Annotated in this window: 14 protein-coding genes; 3 read left to right on the forward strand and 11 right to left on the reverse strand. The window is 57.3% G+C overall.

The annotated features are described in order from the left end of the window. Nucleotides 1-426 precede the first annotated feature (426 nt). The 3 genes from addA to EHV15_RS30165 form a co-directional block, all read right to left on the reverse strand. Nucleotides 427-4,431, reverse strand: coding sequence for a helicase-exonuclease AddAB subunit AddA (gene addA, locus EHV15_RS30155; RefSeq protein ID WP_128634508.1), 4,005 nt, complete (start codon nt 4,429-4,431; stop codon nt 427-429). Then, nucleotides 4,428-8,024 carry a helicase-exonuclease AddAB subunit AddB gene (gene addB, locus EHV15_RS30160; protein WP_128634509.1) on the reverse strand — a complete coding sequence of 1,199 codons (3,597 nt, stop codon included), beginning with the start codon at nt 8,022-8,024 and terminating at the stop codon, nt 4,428-4,430. The genes addA and addB overlap by 4 nt, the downstream gene beginning before the upstream one ends. 601 nt (nt 8,025-8,625) lie before the next feature. Then, nucleotides 8,626-9,996, reverse strand: a complete 1,371-nt coding sequence (locus EHV15_RS30165; RefSeq protein WP_128634510.1) for a class I SAM-dependent rRNA methyltransferase — start codon at nt 9,994-9,996, stop codon at nt 8,626-8,628. A gap of 159 nt (nt 9,997-10,155) precedes the next feature. Between EHV15_RS30165 and EHV15_RS30170 the strand changes: the two genes are divergently transcribed. Further along, on the forward strand, nt 10,156-11,169 hold the full coding sequence (locus EHV15_RS30170; RefSeq protein WP_128634511.1) for a Na/Pi cotransporter family protein: 1,014 nt from the start codon (nt 10,156-10,158) through the stop codon (nt 11,167-11,169). 41 nt (nt 11,170-11,210) lie between these two features. Here the strand turns inward: EHV15_RS30170 and EHV15_RS30175 are convergent, their stop codons facing one another. The 7 genes from EHV15_RS30175 to EHV15_RS30205 form a co-directional block, all read right to left on the reverse strand. Then, on the reverse strand, nt 11,211-11,642 hold the full coding sequence (locus EHV15_RS30175; protein WP_128634512.1) for an NUDIX hydrolase: 432 nt from the start codon (nt 11,640-11,642) through the stop codon (nt 11,211-11,213). 477 nt (nt 11,643-12,119) lie between these two features. Next, the gene (gene mtaB / locus EHV15_RS30180) at nt 12,120-13,463 is read right to left on the reverse strand and encodes a tRNA (N(6)-L-threonylcarbamoyladenosine(37)-C(2))-methylthiotransferase MtaB (RefSeq protein WP_128634513.1); all 1,344 of its coding nucleotides are present in this window, start codon (nt 13,461-13,463) and stop codon (nt 12,120-12,122) included. Between the two features lie 3 nt (nt 13,464-13,466). Further along, complete coding sequence (locus tag EHV15_RS30185; RefSeq protein WP_128634514.1) at nt 13,467-14,231, reverse strand: 16S rRNA (uracil(1498)-N(3))-methyltransferase; 765 nt, start codon at nt 14,229-14,231, stop codon at nt 13,467-13,469. Nucleotides 14,232-14,605: 374 nt separating this feature from the next. Beyond that, entirely contained in the window at nt 14,606-15,289 is a 684-nt protein-coding gene (locus tag EHV15_RS30190) for a site-2 protease family protein (protein WP_128634515.1), read from the reverse strand. Between the two features lie 5 nt (nt 15,290-15,294). Next, complete coding sequence (gene prmA, locus EHV15_RS30195) at nt 15,295-16,263, reverse strand: 50S ribosomal protein L11 methyltransferase (RefSeq protein WP_128634516.1); 969 nt, start codon at nt 16,261-16,263, stop codon at nt 15,295-15,297. A 125-nt stretch (nt 16,264-16,388) separates the two neighbouring features. Continuing rightward, nucleotides 16,389-16,565, reverse strand: coding sequence for a YfhD family protein (locus EHV15_RS30200; protein ID WP_128634517.1), 177 nt, complete (start codon nt 16,563-16,565; stop codon nt 16,389-16,391). 54 nt (nt 16,566-16,619) lie between these two features. After that, a complete protein-coding gene (locus EHV15_RS30205) occupies nt 16,620-16,988 on the reverse strand; it encodes a hypothetical protein (protein WP_128634518.1) in 369 nt (122 codons plus the stop codon). Nucleotides 16,989-17,207: 219 nt separating this feature from the next. On the opposite strand from EHV15_RS30205, the gene EHV15_RS30210 reads away from it, so the two are divergent. Then, nucleotides 17,208-17,645 carry a hypothetical protein gene (locus tag EHV15_RS30210; protein WP_128634519.1) on the forward strand — a complete coding sequence of 146 codons (438 nt, stop codon included), beginning with the start codon at nt 17,208-17,210 and terminating at the stop codon, nt 17,643-17,645. 3 nt (nt 17,646-17,648) lie between these two features. Further along, nucleotides 17,649-17,933 (forward strand): DUF2653 family protein, encoded by a 285-nt coding sequence (locus EHV15_RS30215; protein ID WP_128634520.1) that lies wholly within the window; start codon nt 17,649-17,651, stop codon nt 17,931-17,933. Nucleotides 17,934-18,008: 75 nt separating this feature from the next. Here the strand turns inward: EHV15_RS30215 and EHV15_RS30220 are convergent, their stop codons facing one another. Next, nucleotides 18,009-18,365, reverse strand: coding sequence for an FMN-binding protein (locus EHV15_RS30220; protein WP_128634521.1), 357 nt, complete (start codon nt 18,363-18,365; stop codon nt 18,009-18,011). Nucleotides 18,366-18,401: the final 36 nt, after the last annotated feature.

Consider the following 18,401-nt stretch of genomic DNA (forward strand, 5'->3'; position numbering starts at 1 on the left):
TCCTTATCATAGAAAAAAAGGATGCCCTTATGTCAGTGCATAAGTTCATCCTTTGAAAATGAGATTATTCATGATTTTCGGGAAGCGGAGGGGGAGGGGAAGGGATGAGTTTTTTCATGTCCGCCGTAAGGAATCAGCGTCGTGACACTGAACCCGTTCGAATTTTCAATGCCCCTGCTCCTTTTTCGCCACTTCTCTTCCTTTTTCCCAATCCAACGGTAGCGACCTGCAAAAATAGCGGAATATCACGGTCTTATTTTCTACATTTGATCATGTTCATCACCAATAGCGGAATTTTTGGGTCTTATACCCTATGAAAGATGAAAACATCGGCCATTTCCCCGGGATTCGAGAAAATAGCGACATAAAATTCCTCTATTGCAAACATAATAGATAATTTCGCCGAAATAGCGCCATTTTTTTCCCTTACAGTTTGACGGCATCGCCGCTGTCGAAGAAGTACAGCCATTTCTCATCCACCGGCTGGCCCGTAATTTCTTCCACCGCCTGAGCATACAGATCCAGCTGAAAACGGTACGAAGCCGCCAAAGCTTCGACGCCGCCGCGATGATCAAGGACCCGGTCGCTTTTATAATCCAGCAAAAACACCTTGCCGTCCGCCGAAAACAGACAGTCAACGATCCCCTGGATCAGCACTGTTTCCCCTGCCAGCTGCAGCCCTGCCGCCGCCTCGGCCTCCGGATTCCCGGATTCCAGTCCGCTGAGCTGCCCAGACGCCTCGGCAGCCGGCAAGCCATAGCTGAAGGGCATTTCGCGCTGCAACCAATCGGCGCGTTTGAGCAGCTCGCCAAGCGGGCTGTTGAGCAGCCCCGCGATTTTGGCCGGATCGATTTCCGCCGCCTGTTCGGCCGTCATGATTTTCCGCGCCACGAGCCGTTCCAATGTGGACCGGACGAGCGCTTCGCCGGGACCGTCTTCGAACGGCAGATGCTGCATCAGCATGTGGTAGGCCGTCCCCCGTTCGGCCGGCGTAGCCTTACGCTGCTCCATGAAACGCGGACGCCGCAAGTGGAGCCGGAACTCCACCTCGTCCTCCGGCGTCTCCCGCTCTTGCCGCAGCTCCGCCGCGGCGAAGACGTCGCGCGCGGTTTCCTCCGGCCGCGTCAGCAGCGACTTCATCTCCGTCACCGACGTTTTGGCGGAAACCCGGCTGGCCGCGGCGTAAGGGTACGTCCAGTCCAGCCGGGAAGCGACGGCCTCCCGCAGCTTTGCGTCGGCGGCGGAGTCGATTTGTACCGCCACCGGCCCGCCGGACAGCAGCGCTTTTAGCGCTGCCGCATCCGGCACGGCTCCCTCCGGCGCTGCCGCCGACATCGCTGCCGCCGCTTCGGCGCTGCCCGTTTGGGCCACCTCCCGCGAGGAGACGAACGCGACGGCCCAATCGGAAGCGCCGTCCGGCAGCACAGCGGATGCCTGCTCGGGGAGCCCGGCAAACCGCCGCAGCTCCGCAGCGCTCCGGTGACGAATGATCGCGGGCCCGATCCAGTCGAGATAGCAGCGGCCTCGCGCCAGCATATAGTCCGGCAGTTGCTCGACCGCCGCTTCCAGCGCCGCTCCCCAGGCCTCGACCGCTTTGCGCAAATTTTTCACCGCGGATACGAGCACCAGCTTGTCTTTCGGCCGGGTCAAAGCGACGTACAGCACGCGCATCTCCTCCGCCAGCAGCTCCATCTGGGCGCGCCGGCGGATGGCCAGATTCGGCAAAGTCGGGTAGCTGACGCGGGTTTCCGCATCCACGAATTTCGGACCGAAGCCCATCTCTTTGTGCATCAGAAACGGCGCGTTCAAATCCTGGCGGTTGAACATTTTGGACAATCCGGCCACAAACACGACCGGAAACTCCAGCCCTTTGCTTTTATGAATCGTCATGATACGCACCGCGTCGCCCTGCTCTCCGGAAGCCGCCGCCGCGCCGAGATCGCCGCCGTTTTCCCGCAGCCGTTCGACATACCGCAAAAAGCGGAACAAGCCCGGAGCCTGCGCGGAAGCTTCGTACTGCCGCGCCCGGTCCAGCAGGGCCAGCAAATTGCTTTGCCGCTGCGCTCCTCCCGGCAGCCCGTAGGCCCAGTCCATATATCCGGTCTCACGGTAAATCACGCGGATAAGGCTGCTGAGATCCCCTTCCCTCGCTAGGTTTCGCCAATCATTTAACCGCTGCAAGAAGCCGTTCAGCTTGTCCGTCAATTCCTCCCCGCCGGCTTGATCCAGAGGCGCGACCCCGTCCCCGCCGTCCGCAGCGTCCGTTCCCTCGGATGCTCCGCCCTTGGCGCGCGCCAGAACGGCTTCATAAAACCTTCCCCCCGGGGCAGCAAGCCGGATTTCCGCCAGTTCCTCCTCCGACAAACCAAACAGCGGCGAACGCAGCACGGCCGCAAGCGGAATATCCTGCAGTGGATTGTCCACCACCTGCAGCAGGGAAAACATCGTTTCCACTTCCGAGGCCTGAAAATACCCCTGGCTCAGCTCCCCGTACGCCGGGATACCTTCCAGCCGCAGTTCCTCGATCATCGCCGGCGCCCAGGATAACGTCGAACGCAGCAAAATCGCCATATCGCCGTAGCGTACCGGCCGCATAGCCTTTAGCTGCTTATCGTAAATACGCAGCGGCGCGCCGCCATCGCCCAGCATGCCGCGGATGCGCGCCGCGATCGCGCGCGCCTCAAGGCGCACCGCTTCCAGCACGGCGGCTTCGTCCTCCGCACCGCCGTCCTCACCGTCCGCCGCCGAAGCGGAAAAGCTGCCGCCGCTTCCCGTTTCCCCGGCATCGGCGGCCTCATTCGAGGCACCGTTGTCCCGGTCGATCAACAGCAGCTCGGGACGGTAATCATCCCCCTCGCCATCCGGGAACCCGTCCCCGTACACCAGCTCGGCGCGCGAATCGTAAGCGATTTCGGCCACGTTCTGGTTCATGATTTGCCGGAACAGCAGGTTGACCGCGTCCACCACTTCCCGCCGGCTGCGGAAGTTGCGGGCCAAATCGATGCGCAGGCCCGCTCCCGCGAAATCGTCGCCGTAGCTCCGGTATTTCTCCAGGAACAACCCCGGCTCCGCCAGACGGAAGCGGTAAATGCTCTGCTTGACGTCGCCGACCATAAACCGGTTGCCGGGCGCCTCCCGCGAAATGAGCCGGACGATCGCTTCCTGGACGGTATTGGTGTCCTGATATTCATCGAGCAGCACCTCATCGAACTGCTGCCTGTATTCGAGCGCGGCCTCCGAAGGACGCATTTCGTCCGGCGCGGAGTCCGGGTGGCGTAAAATTTGCAGGCAATAATGCTCAAGGTCGGAAAAATCAAGCCATCCCTTGGCCACCTTTTCCTGCCGGTAATGCTCGCCGAATTCGCTGACCAGATCGGACAAGGCGCCGAGCAGCGGCGCCATTTCGTGCAGCTCCCGCAGGAATTCCCCGGCCGGCCGGCCGTATAGCTGCGTGCGCAAATCCGCGATCGTTTTTTTCGCTTCCTCGCGCAGCGCCTTGACCCGCTCCTGCAGCTCCGGATCGGTCTGATCCTTTTTACAGGGCTTCAGCTTGCCGAAAGCGACGGTCTGAAAAACCTCGAAGAGCGAAGCCCACTTTCCGGCGGCCACGGCCTCCTGCAGACGCTCCACGAGGGCCAGCTCCTCCTCTAGCGTCGCCGCGTACGGCTCGGGTCCGCCGGGCGACAGGGCCAGCGCCTTGGCCTGGTAGAGGAGCCCCTTGGCGCCTCCCAGCGTGAGCGCCGTATCCGCCAGGATGCTGGCGACCCAGGGCGTATTTTCGAGGGCCCCCGCATCTGGGGCCAAAAAAGCGGCCGAAGCCTGGCGCAGCCAGCCCTCTGGCCAAGGATGGCTGCGGGAGAACTCGTAGAGCCGCAGCACCAGCGCGAACACCGCGTCGTCGCTGCGCTCCCCGCCAAACAGGTCGACGAGCATAAGGAAAGGGCTGCCCGGTACGGCAGCGCCGTATTTTTCCTCGAACAGTTGCTCCAGCACCTCCTGCCGCAGCAGGGCGGTTTCGCTTTCGGACGCGATCCGAAAGCCCGGATCGAGCGGGATCAGCGTATAGTAGCGCTGAATCACCTCCATGCAGAAGGAGTGCAGCGTCGTGATCGAGGCGCGTCCCAACATGGCAAGCTGGCGGCTGATTTCGGCGTTCGCCGGATCTTTGGTCAGCTCCTTTTCCAGCGCCTCCGTGATCCGCTGCCGCATTTCCGCGGCGGCGGCCTTTGTGAACGTCGCGACCAGCAGCCGGTCGACGCTAAGCGGCCGCTCCGGGTCCGTCAGCTTGCGGATGATCCGCTCCACGAGCACCGCCGTTTTGCCCGAGCCTGCCGCCGCCGCGACCAGCATGTCGCCGCCGGACAGCGTGATCGCCCGCCATTGGTCGTCGCTCCAGGTGCTTCCCTGCGGTTTTGCCGGGACCGTCATCATGATGGCATGGCCTCCTTTCCGCTTCCGTGTTCGCTTTGTTGTCCGTCTTCCCGTCCGCCTGCTTGCCAGCCACCCTGTTCCAGAAGCGGCCAAATTTCCTGCTTCCCGGGTCTGCTCAGCATTTGATAAGAGCTGCCTTCCAGCGACTCCTCAAACCGGCATACCGGCTTGTACACGCAATGCGTGCACGCCGTCTCCACGCCGATCCGGTACGGGGCAATCCGCACGTCCCCATCGGTAATGCGCGTGCCGATCTCGGTGATCGTTTGCCGAACCGAGCGCAGCAGCGTTCGCCACTGCTCCGGCGTAGCCACCGAGGCGCTGCTGTAAAATCCGCCGTCCGCTTTTACAGCCACCGGCAAAATATCGGAATACCCTTTTTCCAGTTGTCCATCCATTTTCGCGATCACGTCGCGATCCGCCAGCAGCAGGCCCTTCATCTTGAAGCGCTTGAGCAGCTCCTGTTGCGCCTGTTCCGGGCTCATAGCGTTGCTGCTTTGCAGCAGGGGATTATGCACATGGAAGTATAATGTACCCGCCGGGATGGCCGGACGCCCGAGCCATTCCTCCGCCGAGGACAACAGCACGTCAAGGTACGTCAGCATTTGCAGCGCCAACCCGTAATATACCTCGTGCAGCTTCAGGTCGGTCTGGCTCGATTTGTAGTCGATGACCCGCAGCAGCAGGCCTCCATCCCCTTCGGCCATATCGACCCGGTCGATGCGGCCGACGATTTCCATCACGCAGCCGTTCGGCAGTTCAAACGTCAGCGGAGGCAGCGGCCGGCCCGGCCCAAAATCGAGCTCCAGCCCCACCGGCTCAAAGCTGCCCCGCCGCGCCTGCTCGCCCAGAATCAGCGACGCCCGGCCCACGATCGTTTTCAGCTTGCGGGATATGTAGCCGTACCGCTTCGAGCTGAGCAAAATCTCGCCCTGCAGCTTCGGCGCCAGCTGATCCACGGCCGCATCCGCTTCGCGCAGGCACTCCTCCGGCGACAGGGAGCCCCAGCTCCGGTTCTGCGCCTTGAACGTCATGGCCATCGCGCTCAGCGCGGCGTGGAACAGCTGGCCGATATCCGGCGCTTTCAGGCGGTACAGCTGGCGTTCCTTCAGCTTCAGCCCGTGGGAAGCGAAATGGGCGAAAGGACAGGCCGAAAACTTCTCCATCCGCGACACGCTTGTCCGCAGCCGTTTACCGTACAGCTTGCGGCTCGTCCCTGGAGTGAGTCCGCGCACCCGATTGCGGTAATCGAGCGAGTCAAGCAGGCGGGCGGTTTTTTCTTCCCATTCCTGCTTGCTTCTGTACCACTCCAGCACGCTCCACCACACCGGCGAAACGGCTTCCCCCGATTTCCACAGACGCAGCTGCCCGATCAGCGCGGACAACGCCGGCGCGGGCCGCGACACGTACTGCAGTTGGGCTTCATCCTGGCCGATCCCGGCTTCGGCAACGGCTGGAGGTGCCTGTCCAATAAACTGTTCCCGCAAATCCGGGAAAATCCGCCGCACATGACGGATTACTTCGGAAGGCAGCAGCGACCCTCCATCTTCGTCCGCCGCCGCATAACTGATCCACAGCGACCGGCTGGCCAAAGTCAAAGCGCCATAGACCAAAAACCGCTCATCAAGCAGTTGGCGGGTCAGCCCGGGCGCGAGCTCAAGGCCGATTTCCGCCAGCCTGAGGCGCTCCTGTTCGCTGAAGACGCCTTCTTCCTGCAATGCTGCCGGCATAATCCCTTCATTAACGCCGGCCAGGAATAAATGCTTAACCGCCCCCGAACGCGTCCGGTCCGTGCTGCCGATCAGCACCTGATCCAGGGACGGAGGCACAAGCGACAGCTTGAGATCCTTAAGCCCGGTTTCCAAAACCCCGGCAAACAGCTCCAGCTCCAGTGCTTCGCCGCCCATCATTTCGACGATCTGATCCAGCAGGTCCAGCACCGCTCCCCAAAGCTGCCGGTGCTCCATGGCCCGCTGGGGCTGGCCTTCGCGCAGCATCCGGTGCGCCAGCATATCCAAATGCCGCGCCGCTTCCGTATCCTCGAGCAGCTGGTAAACGGCCGCACACATCTCCGCCGCCGTCTTCGCTTTTTTCACCCGTTTCTCGAACGCCGTAAGCGGTCCGGCCACGGCAGTCCGGCATTGCTCCAGCATCCGGAGCGCCGTTTCCCCTTTGGCTGACGCCGCCCCCGTATCTTCGCCTTGTTCCAGCGACAGGCTTGGCGCGGCTTTCCAAGGCCGCCCGTCATACCAACGGTAGCCCTGGATTCCGCTGGCGAGCACGTAATTTTCCAGCACGTCCATATGCTCGCGCGTCAGGCTGCCGCCCGGCGGCAGCAAAAAATCGCTTTTGACGCAGCGGAATACATCTTCATATTTCCAGTAACCGATCACGACATCGAGCGCCGCGCGGATAAATTCGATCAGGGGATGGTGCAGCATGCTATTTTTCCGGTCCATAAAATAAGGAATGCCGTACTCCTCCATAATCGGGGCGATCATATGGTCGTAGTCATCCAAATTCCTCACCAATAGAGCCATATCCCGCCAGCGCACGCCTTGCTCGCGCGCCAGCCGCACCATTTCACGGGCCGCTCCCTCCACCTCGGCGCGGCGGCTGCCGGCCCGGCGAAGGGACAGCGCGTGCCCGAGATCCTTTGGCGCTGTCGTGCCGGGCCACGGACTGCGGCGCTCATATGCCGATTCCAGATAAGACAGCGTTTCGCTTTCGCGGAATCGCGGATAAGGGCGCTGGTCCAGGAGCTCCGTCCGCCCCGTTTCAACGCCGGCTTCTTCGGCTAGGCGGCGCAGCTTGGTGTAGGCGACCGCCGGCGCATAAAACAGGTTTAATTCATGCGGCAGGACGCCGTCATCGTAAGGCTGGTCAAGCGCCAGCGCCACGGTGACGTTCGACGCGGCCTTCAGAAGGGCGCCGATCGCCGTATATTCCTGGGGGGTAAACGTATGAAATCCGTCGATCCAGATTTCCGCCCCGCGCAAATACGCCGAGTCGGCCGCTCCTTCCGCCAGCTTGACCACATGATCTTCATTATCAACATAGAGCTTGGCCAGTTCGGCGTTAAACTCGGCGAACAACAAGCCGAGATCATGTATTTTATCCACGAGCAGCGGAGATTCCCCGGCGGCAGACTGCAAAAATTGATGATGCTCCCCCAAAGCGGAGAACTCCACGTTATATTTCTTCATTTCCGTATAAAGCGCGGCGATCCGGTCGATCAAGCCAAGCTGGTCTCCGCCGCGGCCGAACAGCTTCAGCTCCTCGCGGCGCCGGCGCAGGATTTTGTAGAGCAGCATTTTTTTGCCCTCGTCGTTAATCGGCACAAGCGCCGCTCCGCCCGTCTCCTGCATAATGCGCAGCGCTAAACGGCGGAAGCCGAGCACTTGGGTGCGGACGGTCCCCTTGAGGCCCGGCGCGTTCACGATTCTCTGCTCGATCTGGAACGTTCCCTGCTCCGGTGCGAGTATGATAAGCGGCGGACCCGCGGGATTTTCCCGCAGCCGGGTGATGACCCGTTCGAGAATCAGGCTGCTCTTCCCGCTTCCGGAACGGCCGATGATAAATTGTAAAGACATGAGATCCCCTCCTACTACCACGGACGATTCGTTCAACCAACAGTATAGCATAGATGCGATCAAACATTCGCACTGGATCAGTTGAACTAATGATTACACGGATTTTCCATTATTGAATGGAATAGTTGCAAAATGTACAGTTACTTAACCGGAAATGCTGCCACAGTGCTTGATTCATACCTATTCCCTCTTCGGTTCTACTCCGAAACCCTTTATTCATAAGAAAGCACCGAGGACTTCGGCTTTTTCTAAACCTCGGATGCTGCTTTAAGGGACACCAGTGACCTTATCCGCCCATTTCCCGGGTATTTCCCAGCCTAACGGACCTACACGCCCCTATTTCGCTCTAAACCCGTTCATCCAGGCCGATTTGAGGTAAATAAGATCATCTGTGTCCGTTACATTTTGCAAGCCTCCGTTTTTCCTCAAATAACGGCTCTGGTGTCCCTTAGCCCCCAGATTCCTCTTCTCCTCCCCTCTCCACCTGCGCATCGCTCTCTACCAGACCCGAAATTTTATAAATTCTATAATATTTTAAAAAAACGCCATTCCCCCAAGTTTGGAGAAATGGCGTGTGAATTTCCGGTTTTACGATGCCGAATCAAAACGTTTTGCTGCGCACCTCAAAGATCGCAAATTTCAGATAGTGCCCCTCATCCACGCCGAGGATTTGCGGATGGTCTTTTCCCGCCGCCCGCCATTCGACCAGCCGCAGCACTTTGCCCGCATCCTCCGCCGCTTCCAGAATCGTCTCCAGGAACAGGTCGGGGCGCATATGGTAGGAGCAGCTGGCGGTCACCAAATATCCGCCTTCGTTAACCAGCTTCATCCCGTGCAGATTGATGTCCTTGTAACCGCGGCATGCGCCTTTGACCGCGCTTTTTGTTTTGGCGAACGCCGGCGGATCGAGAATGACCACATCCCAGGTCCGTCCGCCTCCGGCAGGAAGCGGCAGGGATGTATCCACCTTACCGTCCGGCGCAGCCCTGCGGGCGCGTTCTTCCACTCCCTTTACTTGGCCGCGGAGATAGTCAAACGCGTCGGCGACGACAAATTCCACGCGGTCTGCAAATCCGTTGAGCTCCACGTTCCGCTTCGCGCTTGCGATCGCGTGCTCGGAAATATCGAGGCAGGTCACTTTTTTGGCGCCGTATTTGCAGGCATGCAGCGTGAAGCTGCCCGTATGCGAAAAGCATTCCAGCACCGTGGCTCCATCCCAATATGGAAAGGTCACCTCTTTGCCGTTGCGGTTCACGGGAGCAAGCCGGACGCCGCCATCCTCCGCCGGGAGCTCCTGCAGCGCAATCCCGCTGCGTCCGCCCCAGCCTGTCATCAAAGGCTTGATCGAGGCCCGGTTTTCGCGCTGATCGAAAAAATACCCCGTCTTTTGCCCTTGCTCGATATCAACCTCGATCTTGAGCCCGTTTTCCGTTACGATCACATGGCGCGGCGGATTGCCGTAAACCGGCCCCTTTACCTGCATGAGGCCCTCCATCTCGCGTACGGATACGTCGCTCCGCTCATATATGCCGGCCGGCCGGAGCACTTCCGCCAGCGCCGCTACGATATTTTCCCGGCAGCGGTCCATCCCCAAGGTCAGCAGTTGAACGACAAGGATATCGCCGAACTTGTCCACGATCAGGCCCGGCAAAAAATCGGCTTCGCCGTAGACAAGCCGGTACGATTCTTCGTTCACGAACCGCTCGCGGTGCCGCAGGCAGTCCGTAATCCGTTTGACGAAGAAGTCCTTGTCCATTTCGGCCAGCGGCTGATACGAAACCGCCCGGACCGTAATTTGCGAAGCCGGGTTGTAATACCCTGTCGCCAAATATCTGTGCCGGTGGTCGACGATGTCCACCAGGCTTCCCGGGGCCGGATCGCCCTCTACGGATGCAATTTCATTGCGGTAAATCCACGGATGCCCTTTTTCCAGCCGCTTTTTGCGGCTTCGCTCTAAAATGACTTTGGTCACTTGTTTATTTCACTCCTAAATAAGATTGTATTGTTTCATCCTCGTCCTGAGGTGTATACGACATACCCCGTCAATGCATCAAGCATGGAAGTTGTCCCGCCATCATATATGTAACTTGTACACTTAAAAAGGTTGTTCAAAAAAGGGGGCCTTGGCAGCATGTTTCAAGAGATTATTTTTCCGGTCACGTTTGGACTGGCCCTATTCTTGTTCGGCATGAAAATCATGGAGGCGGCCCTGCACGCCTGGGCCGGCCCGAAGCTGATGCGGTTTCTGCATACGACGACGCGTACGCCCTGGACGGGAATGCTGTCCAGCACGTTTATCACCGCCATTTTGCAGAGCAGTACGGCGATTACCGTCATGACGATCGGTCTCGTGAACGCCGGCCTGCTCTCTTATGCCCGGACGCTCGGCGTTATCCTAGGCGGTAATATCGGGACCTGCATCACCACGGAGCTGATCGCTTTAAATATCGCCAAGCTTGGCGTGCCGATGCTGATCGTTTCTTTGCTGCTGTGGGCCGGAGCCGTCCTCGGGGATGAAATGCTGCCCGCCTATGTAAAACGGAAGTTTCCTTTGCTTCTTCCCTTGCAGTTTAGCGCCTTGGCTGCGGCCGGGTTCAGCCTGGTGATGATCGCGATCCGCATGATGCAGTCGATCGGTCCGGCGCTGGAAGCGCGCGGCGCCATCGACTGGCTGCTCGAGCATGCCACCGGCAGCCTTCTGTGGGGAGCTGTCGCCGGAGCGGTGCTGACGGCGATCATTCACAGCAGCGCGGCGGTCGTCGCCATGACGATGGGGCTGGTCGGAAGCGGCGCCCTTCCGGTTGAGCTCGGGATCGCCATGGTCATCGGCTCCAATGTCGGGACCTGCGTGACCGCGCTGATCGCCGCCATCGGGGGAACGCGTCCCGGGCAATTCGTCGCCTGGTCGCATGTTATACTCAATGTGCTGGGCGCTGCGCTGTTTCTTCCGCTGACACCGTGGCTTGAAGCTGCCGTAAACTGGCTGTCCTCGGATCTTTCCGGGCAAATCGCGCATACGCAAACGATTTTTAACGTGGTCAGCTCCTTGCTTGCGCTCCCGTTTTGCTATTTGCCCGTTTGGTCCCGGCTGGATCATTCCGGTTCGGACGCCGCGCAGGCTCTGCCGCCCGCAAAGCCGATTTAAAACAAGGGGCGGCGCCGGTGCCGGGTTTCTTTGGCTTGAAGTTAAGGCTGTAAACCAAGCATTCTAAGCGCTTTTTCCAAAATAAAATCGTTATTATCGTATCCCGATTTCTGCTGAAGCTTCCACGCTTCCTGCGGATCGTACCAGGCAACGCTGCGGATTTCCTCCAGCTGCGGGCGAAGCTTGCCGCCTTCGCATTCCACCAGGTAATAGTGGACTTCCTTATCCACACTCCCATACTTGGGATGCATATAGGTATAAGCAATGATATCAATCAGCTTTATAATCCGGCCAACGATGCCCGTCTCCTCCAAAATTTCACGAAGCGCCGTCTGCTCGACGGTCTCGCCAGGCTCTCTTTTTCCTTTGGCAAACGATATTTTGCCGTACCGATCGGTAATCAACTGAATTTGCATCCGGCCGCCATCCTTGCGATAGACAACCCCTCCTGCAGAGATTTCTTTGAATGCCATTCTGGCTGTACCTCCTTCTTATGGGGCCTCAACCCTCCCAAACCCTCCCTTACCGTAAGGGAGGGCCCCAAGGGCCTGCTGCCCTTTGGATACCCGCAAACTGGACTAACGTAGGAGGGACTGAGGCGCTCCTGCTCGGCTGTTCCCTTCGGGAATGCGCCTTGACTTCGTGCTTTGAACGCTTTTCTCCCCTTCGGGGTACGTCTTACTTTTTGCTCTCCTGGGTTACCTGCTGAAACCGCAAATAACGTGAGAGGAACTCTGGCGCTCCTTAGCCGCTCTCCCTGCGGGATTCGCTCTACTTTGTGCTTGGAACGCTTTCCCCCCCCTTCGGGGCGCGTCTTATGCTTTTTGCGCTCCCGGGTTACCTTTGAAAACCATTGCTCGCTACCTTGCTTTTGCCCTAATGCGACAACAAGGATTTCAACCCTGGAGGGTTGAAATCCTTGCTTAACGCCCTGGTGGGCAAAAACCTATTTAAGCCAAGGCTTGCGCGGATTCGTCCAGGACGCGCACCAACTGGCCTTCGTTTGTATTGATGTCGGCCTTGGTGAGTTTGACGCGGCACATTTTGCCGGTCAAGTCCGGGGTGCCCGGGAAACGAATCTGCAAATAGTTGTCGCTGAAGCCGGTCGCGAAACCGTCTCCGGACGTTCCTTTCTCGTCTTTTTCCGGAATGACCTCAAGCACCTGGCCGACGAATTTCTCGGCATAGGCCAGCTGCATCTGTTCCGACAAGTCGATCAGTTCATGCACGCGGGCATGTTTGACCTCTTCATCCACCTGGTCCTCCATCCGCGCGGCCGGCGTCCCGGTCCGTTTGGAATACGGGAACACATGGATTTCCGAAAAGCCGATCCGCTTGATCGCTTCAAAACCTTCGCGGAACAGCTCATCGGTTTCACCGGGGAAGCCAACGATGACGTCCGTCGTAATAGCAACCTCCGGCATAAATTCACGGATCATTCTGATTTTATGCTCGTATTCCTCGATTGTATACTTTCTTCTCATACGTTTAAGCACTTCGTTGCTGCCGGCCTGCAGGGGAATATGGAAGTGCCGGCACATTTTGGAAGAACCCTTCAACACTTCCAGCATACGCTCGTCGATTTGGCTCGCTTCGATCGAGCTGATGCGGATCCGGCCGAGGCCTTCCACTTTATCCAAATCCCACAGCAAATCCGACAGGCGGTAGTTTTCGAGATCGTCGCCATACCCGCCGGTATGGATACCGGTCAACACGATTTCCTTGTAGCCCGCAGCGACCAGTTGGCGCGCCTGTTGAACCACGCTTTGCGGATCACGGCTGCGCGACAGACCACGCGACCAAGGGATAATGCAGAAAGTGCAGAAATTGTTGCAGCCTTCTTGAATTTTCAAGAAAGCGCGGGTATGGTCGGCAAAATTCGGAACGTCCAGCTCTTCGAATTCGCGGGTTTTCATAATGTTGCGGACGGCGTTGATCGGCTTGCGCTGCTCCTGGATTTGCTTCACGTAAGGGATAATTTTGTCCCGGTCCTGCGTGCCGATGACCAGATCGACGCCAGGGATATCCAAAATTTCCGCCGGGGACGTTTGCGCGTAACAGCCCGTCACGGCCACGATGGCGTCCGGATTGCGGCGGACGGCGCGCCGGATGATCTGCCGGCTTTTTTTGTCCCCCGTATTCGTCACGGTACATGTATTAATTAAATAGACATCGGCGGTCTGTTGTTCGAAATCGACCTGCTCGTAGCCCTCGTTTTTAAACAGCTGCCAAATGGCTTCGGTATCATAAAAGTTGACTTTACAGCCCAAGGTGTAAAATGCGACAGATGGCATCGTTCATATTCCCCCCATTTCTCCGGATTCATACATGATGCAGGTCAAAGCGGCCATGGCGGCCGTTTCGGTCCGCAAAATACGGCGCCCCAAACCGACGGCAACCGCCCCTTTGGCTTCGGCTTCCCGCACTTCTTCTTCGGCAAAACCGCCCTCGGGTCCAACCACAACGGCGATCTTGTAAGTCTGTTCGGGATTAAGCCGCTTAGCAAAAGGCTTCAATACGTCCCGCAGCTGCTGGCCGTGCTCTTGTTCATAACATAAGCACACCAGATCGTAGGAAGACAAAGCGGACAACAACCCGTCCCATTTCACCGGCATCTCCACCGCCGGAATTTTGCTGCGGTGCGCCTGCTCAGCCGCTTCTTTGGCAATTTTCCGCCAGCGGCCGAGGCGTTTCTCTTCCTTCTTCTGATCGTACTGCACGACGGTACGCGCGGACAAAAAAGGAAGGAAAACGGAAGCTCCAATCTCCGTGCACTTCTGGATTACGGTTTCCATTTTGTCGCCTTTCGGCAAGCTCTGGGCCACCGTCACTTGCAGCCACGGCTCTCCGGACGCGGCCAGCGTCTCTATAATAGCCGCAGTCACCTGCTGCGGCTCAATTGTCGTTATTTCCGCGAGGACTTCACGGGATATTCCATCGCTAACGATTAGTTTGTCACCCGGTTTGGAGCGCATCACCTTGCCGATATGGCGTGCATCCTCCCCGACAATCGCCACTTCCCGTTCGCCGAACTGCGGCGGCTCCACAAAATAACGCTGCATGCTCATCATCCTCGCCCTAAATATGCAAGTTCAAAAAGTCAGGTTTTCAGCACCGAAGCGTATGCTTACGATGTGCGTTTTTTCAAAACGCTTTAGGTCGGATGAAGCTAGGGACGTCAGGAGCGGAGCTAAACGTTTTCGGAGAAAACGGCTTCGGAAGCAAATGCTCGTAAGGGTACGTGAGCACCTGAAATGTTTCCGTAGGAAACATGCTTCGGAAGCATATGCTTAGGCCCGGCTGAATTCAAGATTCGATGCCGAATATGCTCCAAAGTTCTGCTTCGTGATCAAAAGCTGACTTTTTGAACTACCTCTAAAATCACTAAATTACATCATACAACTTTTAATATGTTTGTTCCAGTCTTTCTCCCGCCTCAAGCCCCGAACAACATCATGAAAAATTGGGCGAGTTGGAAGTACATTGAATAGGCCGCCTGATACAGGGGTTCGATCGTATACGCCCGCAGACCGGGAACAACCAGGATGATCAAAAAGATAAGGACGGACCATTGCTCAAACTGCTGCAATTTGCCGAGCACGCGGCGCGGGACAATATCCTCCAGGATACGGTATCCGTCCAGCGGAGGCAGTGGGATCAAGTTGAATAAAAATAAGAAAAAGTTCATGCCGCTGAACAGATTGAAAAAAATCATAATCGCTTGAAAAAGCCGCTCGTTCGTAATCGAATCCAACACGCCAAACTTCGCCAGCATCACGTACACCAAGGTGCCCAGTACGCCGAGCAGCAAATTGCTGAGCGGTCCGGCCGCCGAGACGACCACTCCCATCAGGCGGGGCTTGCTGAAATTGTCCCGGTTGACCGGAACCGGCCTCGCCCAGCCGAAGCCGGCGATCAGCAGCAGAATGATCCCCAAAAAATCGAAATGGACCGCCGGATTCAGCGTTACGCGGCCAAGCAGCTTGGCCGTCGGATCACCGAATTTGTTGGCGAAATAAGCGTGCGAAAACTCATGTAACGTAAAGGCGATCACCAGCGTGATCAAATAAAACGGAAGTTGGTCCAAAGGGACGCGTAATATTTGGTTTAAAAAATCCATGCAAGCTACCTCTTTCTCGCCACGAAAGCAACCCAATCCTCTTCCCGGGCCGTTTGCTCGATCTCAAACCCCGCGGCAAGCAGCGCTTCCTCTACGGCTTGTTCTTTATTTTTATAGATCCCCGAAGCGATATAATATCCTCCCGGCTGCAGAGCCTGGAACACGTCATCGATAAACAGCAAAATGATCTCCGCCAAAATGTTGGCCACGACGACCCGGACCGGCAGCGACACTTGCAGTTTGCCGCTTCCGCCGCCTTTCAGCACCGACAGCAAATCGCTTTCCACGACCTGGATCTTGTCCTCCAGCCCGTTCAGCTTCGTATTTTCGCTTGCGCTGGACACAGCCACCGGATCAAGATCAAGCGCCAGCACCCGGGAAGCGCCCAAACGGCAAGCGCCGATCGCCAAAATGCCCGAACCGGTTCCGACGTCGATTACTTCGTCCCCTTCGCGGATAACTCCCTCCAGCGTGCGCAAACACAAGGATGTCGTCGGATGTGTTCCCGTGCCAAATGCCATGCCGGGATCAAGCTCGATAAGTTTTTCCTCTGGCGACTGGGGCGCATAATCCTCCCAGGTCGGTTTGATCGTTAATTTATCGGATACCTTCAGCGGCTTGAAATACTGCTTCCAGTTGTTGGCCCAGTCATCTTCGCTCACATCTCTGACCGAAATTTCGGCTTGGCCCGGGTCGATATCATAACCTCTAAGCTCTTCGATCCGCTCCTTTACCTCGGAGATGATCGCTTCGATATCCAGTCCCTCCGGAAAATAACCGCTGATTTTGGCTTCGCCCTCGGGAATGTCGTTGGGCGGAATTTCAAACCACTGGCCCAACGAGGTATCGCGCGGCTTATCGTTGTCGGCGTGCTCCTCGATCGTAACGCCCCCGGCCCCGGCTTCATGCAGAAAATTCGAGATCATTTCCACGGCTTCTTCCGTCGTATGTATAGTAATTTCTTTCCAAATCATCGCAAGTTTTCCTCCTTGACTCTCATGCATAAGATTTATTGTACTATAGAATACAGATGGAGACAAAACAGGGCGGAGCGAACCGTTTTGCGGGTTCCTCCGCCCTGTTCCATAGCCGTTTGAGCCTACAGCCGGTATTGTCCTTGCTGGCGCGCATCGGCTCGTTCACTGCGCTCCAGCGCCTCCCAATCCTCCTGATCGGCCAGCTCTTCGGAAAATTCCACGTCCTCGTTATGCCCGATCTTAAGCCGCGATTTGGCCGTCGTTCGTTTCGTCCGGCGATCCTGCTCGCTTTGACTCATCCCTTCACAGCTCCCTTCACGAATATTCCGAACTGCAACGCTTGCGATTAATCGCTAGATCAGACCGCCCGCTTCCTCCACGATGCGGAGCGCCTGATGATGCACCGAATCGTCGACCACGGCGGTCAGCACAATATCGTGCCCGGTCGGCCCGCCCTGGCCGCCGTGGCTGAGCCCGCTGGCAGCCGGATCCGCCGCCGCCAATATACCCGCGGAACGGTTCGTGATCGCGGCGTCCTGCGTGATGGCCGCCAAGCTCGAAATGCTCCCGGTTACCGAATTTCCGGGATCATACCCCTCTCCCGGGTAACGGCTGAAGCGGTCGATCGACATGTCGACGACCCGCAAAGCGCTCAGCTTGCGCGCTGCGCCTTCCGCCTGCTCCGGACTTTTGAAATACGCCAAAATATTTTTTTCGCCCATACGAATCCCTGCCTTTCGTTTCAGCTTGAAAATGAAGCTGCACCGCTGCAGTTCATGATAAGTAGGATGCAAATTTGGCCATGGCTTTATGCAATGATTGCCCAAGGTAATACCGCTATCAAAAAAATATTTTAAAATTGAAACGCCGGCGGCGCTCGTTCGTATTACTTGCTAGAGAACAGAACATACTTATCTGCATAGGAGGTATTTTTGCTTACGATGATGAAAAAATTGATGTTGATTGCGATGGCCTTCACTTTATTTTTCGCCTTCACGACCCCCGATTTGGCCGATGCCAAGCGAGGCGGCTTCAAGTCCGGTCCAAGAACCTACAACCCGTCGCCTAACAAGCCGGCTACCGGCGATTACCAGCGGACCGATGGAGCGACCGGCAGCAAAACGACCAACGGAACGGTGGGCTCCACGACGGGGCGAGGCTTTTTTAGCGGCGGCGGCTTTATGCGCGGCCTGATGGTCGGCGGACTGGCCGGTTTATTGTTCGGCGGTTTGTTTGGCAATATGGGCTTCTTCGGCAACTTGCTTGGACTTGCCGTTAATCTGCTCGCCATTTACGTGATCATCGCCGCCGCCGTGGCTTTGTACCGGCGTTTCAAGCGCCAGCCGCGTCAAGATCACCCGCGTGGAGGAAGATACTAAATCATGGTTCTCGGTATGGATGAAATCATCAACGCGATTTGTCTCCACACCGCGGACAGGACAAGAGTCCGTCCCACCGACGTTCAGGTGGAATTAAGCTGGGACGAGGATACCGGTTATACCGCGGAGGTGTGGGTTAACGGCCGCAGCCGTTACCTGGTCGAATCCAATATCATGGAATCGATCATCCAATACGTTTATCGGGAATACGGAATGCGCACGTTTCGGGAAGACATTACGCTCGAACTGCACGAAGAAATCATCGCGATTATTCGGAAGGACCTGTAGACTGCTTAAACGGCAAAATAAAGAACCTGGCCATCAATCATGAACCAGGTTCTTTTCTTTGGGAAGCCGCCTTTGTTATTTTTGGGCCCCTTCGAGCGCTTCAGCTACCGCTTCAATGACCGCTGCGCTGGATTTGGACGCGCCGGAGACAACATCGACTCCCTCAGTGGTTTGCTTTTCGATGATTTCCGGAATGGTCGTCTCCACCGCCGCGTCGATGATGCTCTGCGTTTCTCCGTGTTCGACAATTTCGATGTTGGCGATTTTCTTCCCCTTAATTTCAACGGCCACTTTCACTTCGCTTTTTGCCCCTTGGGCGCTGCCTTCATAAGTACCGTCCACATAGTTTCCGCCTGCGCCGGAACAACCCGCCAAGGCCAGGGACGCGCCAAGTACAACCGTAAAAATTCCTATCTTTGCTTTTTTGGACATATTGAATTTGATCTCCTTTTGATCTCCTTAATTGAT

The organism is Paenibacillus oralis (genome assembly GCF_003863965.1).
Taxonomy (GTDB): Bacteria; Bacillota; Bacilli; order Paenibacillales; family Paenibacillaceae; genus Fontibacillus; species Fontibacillus oralis.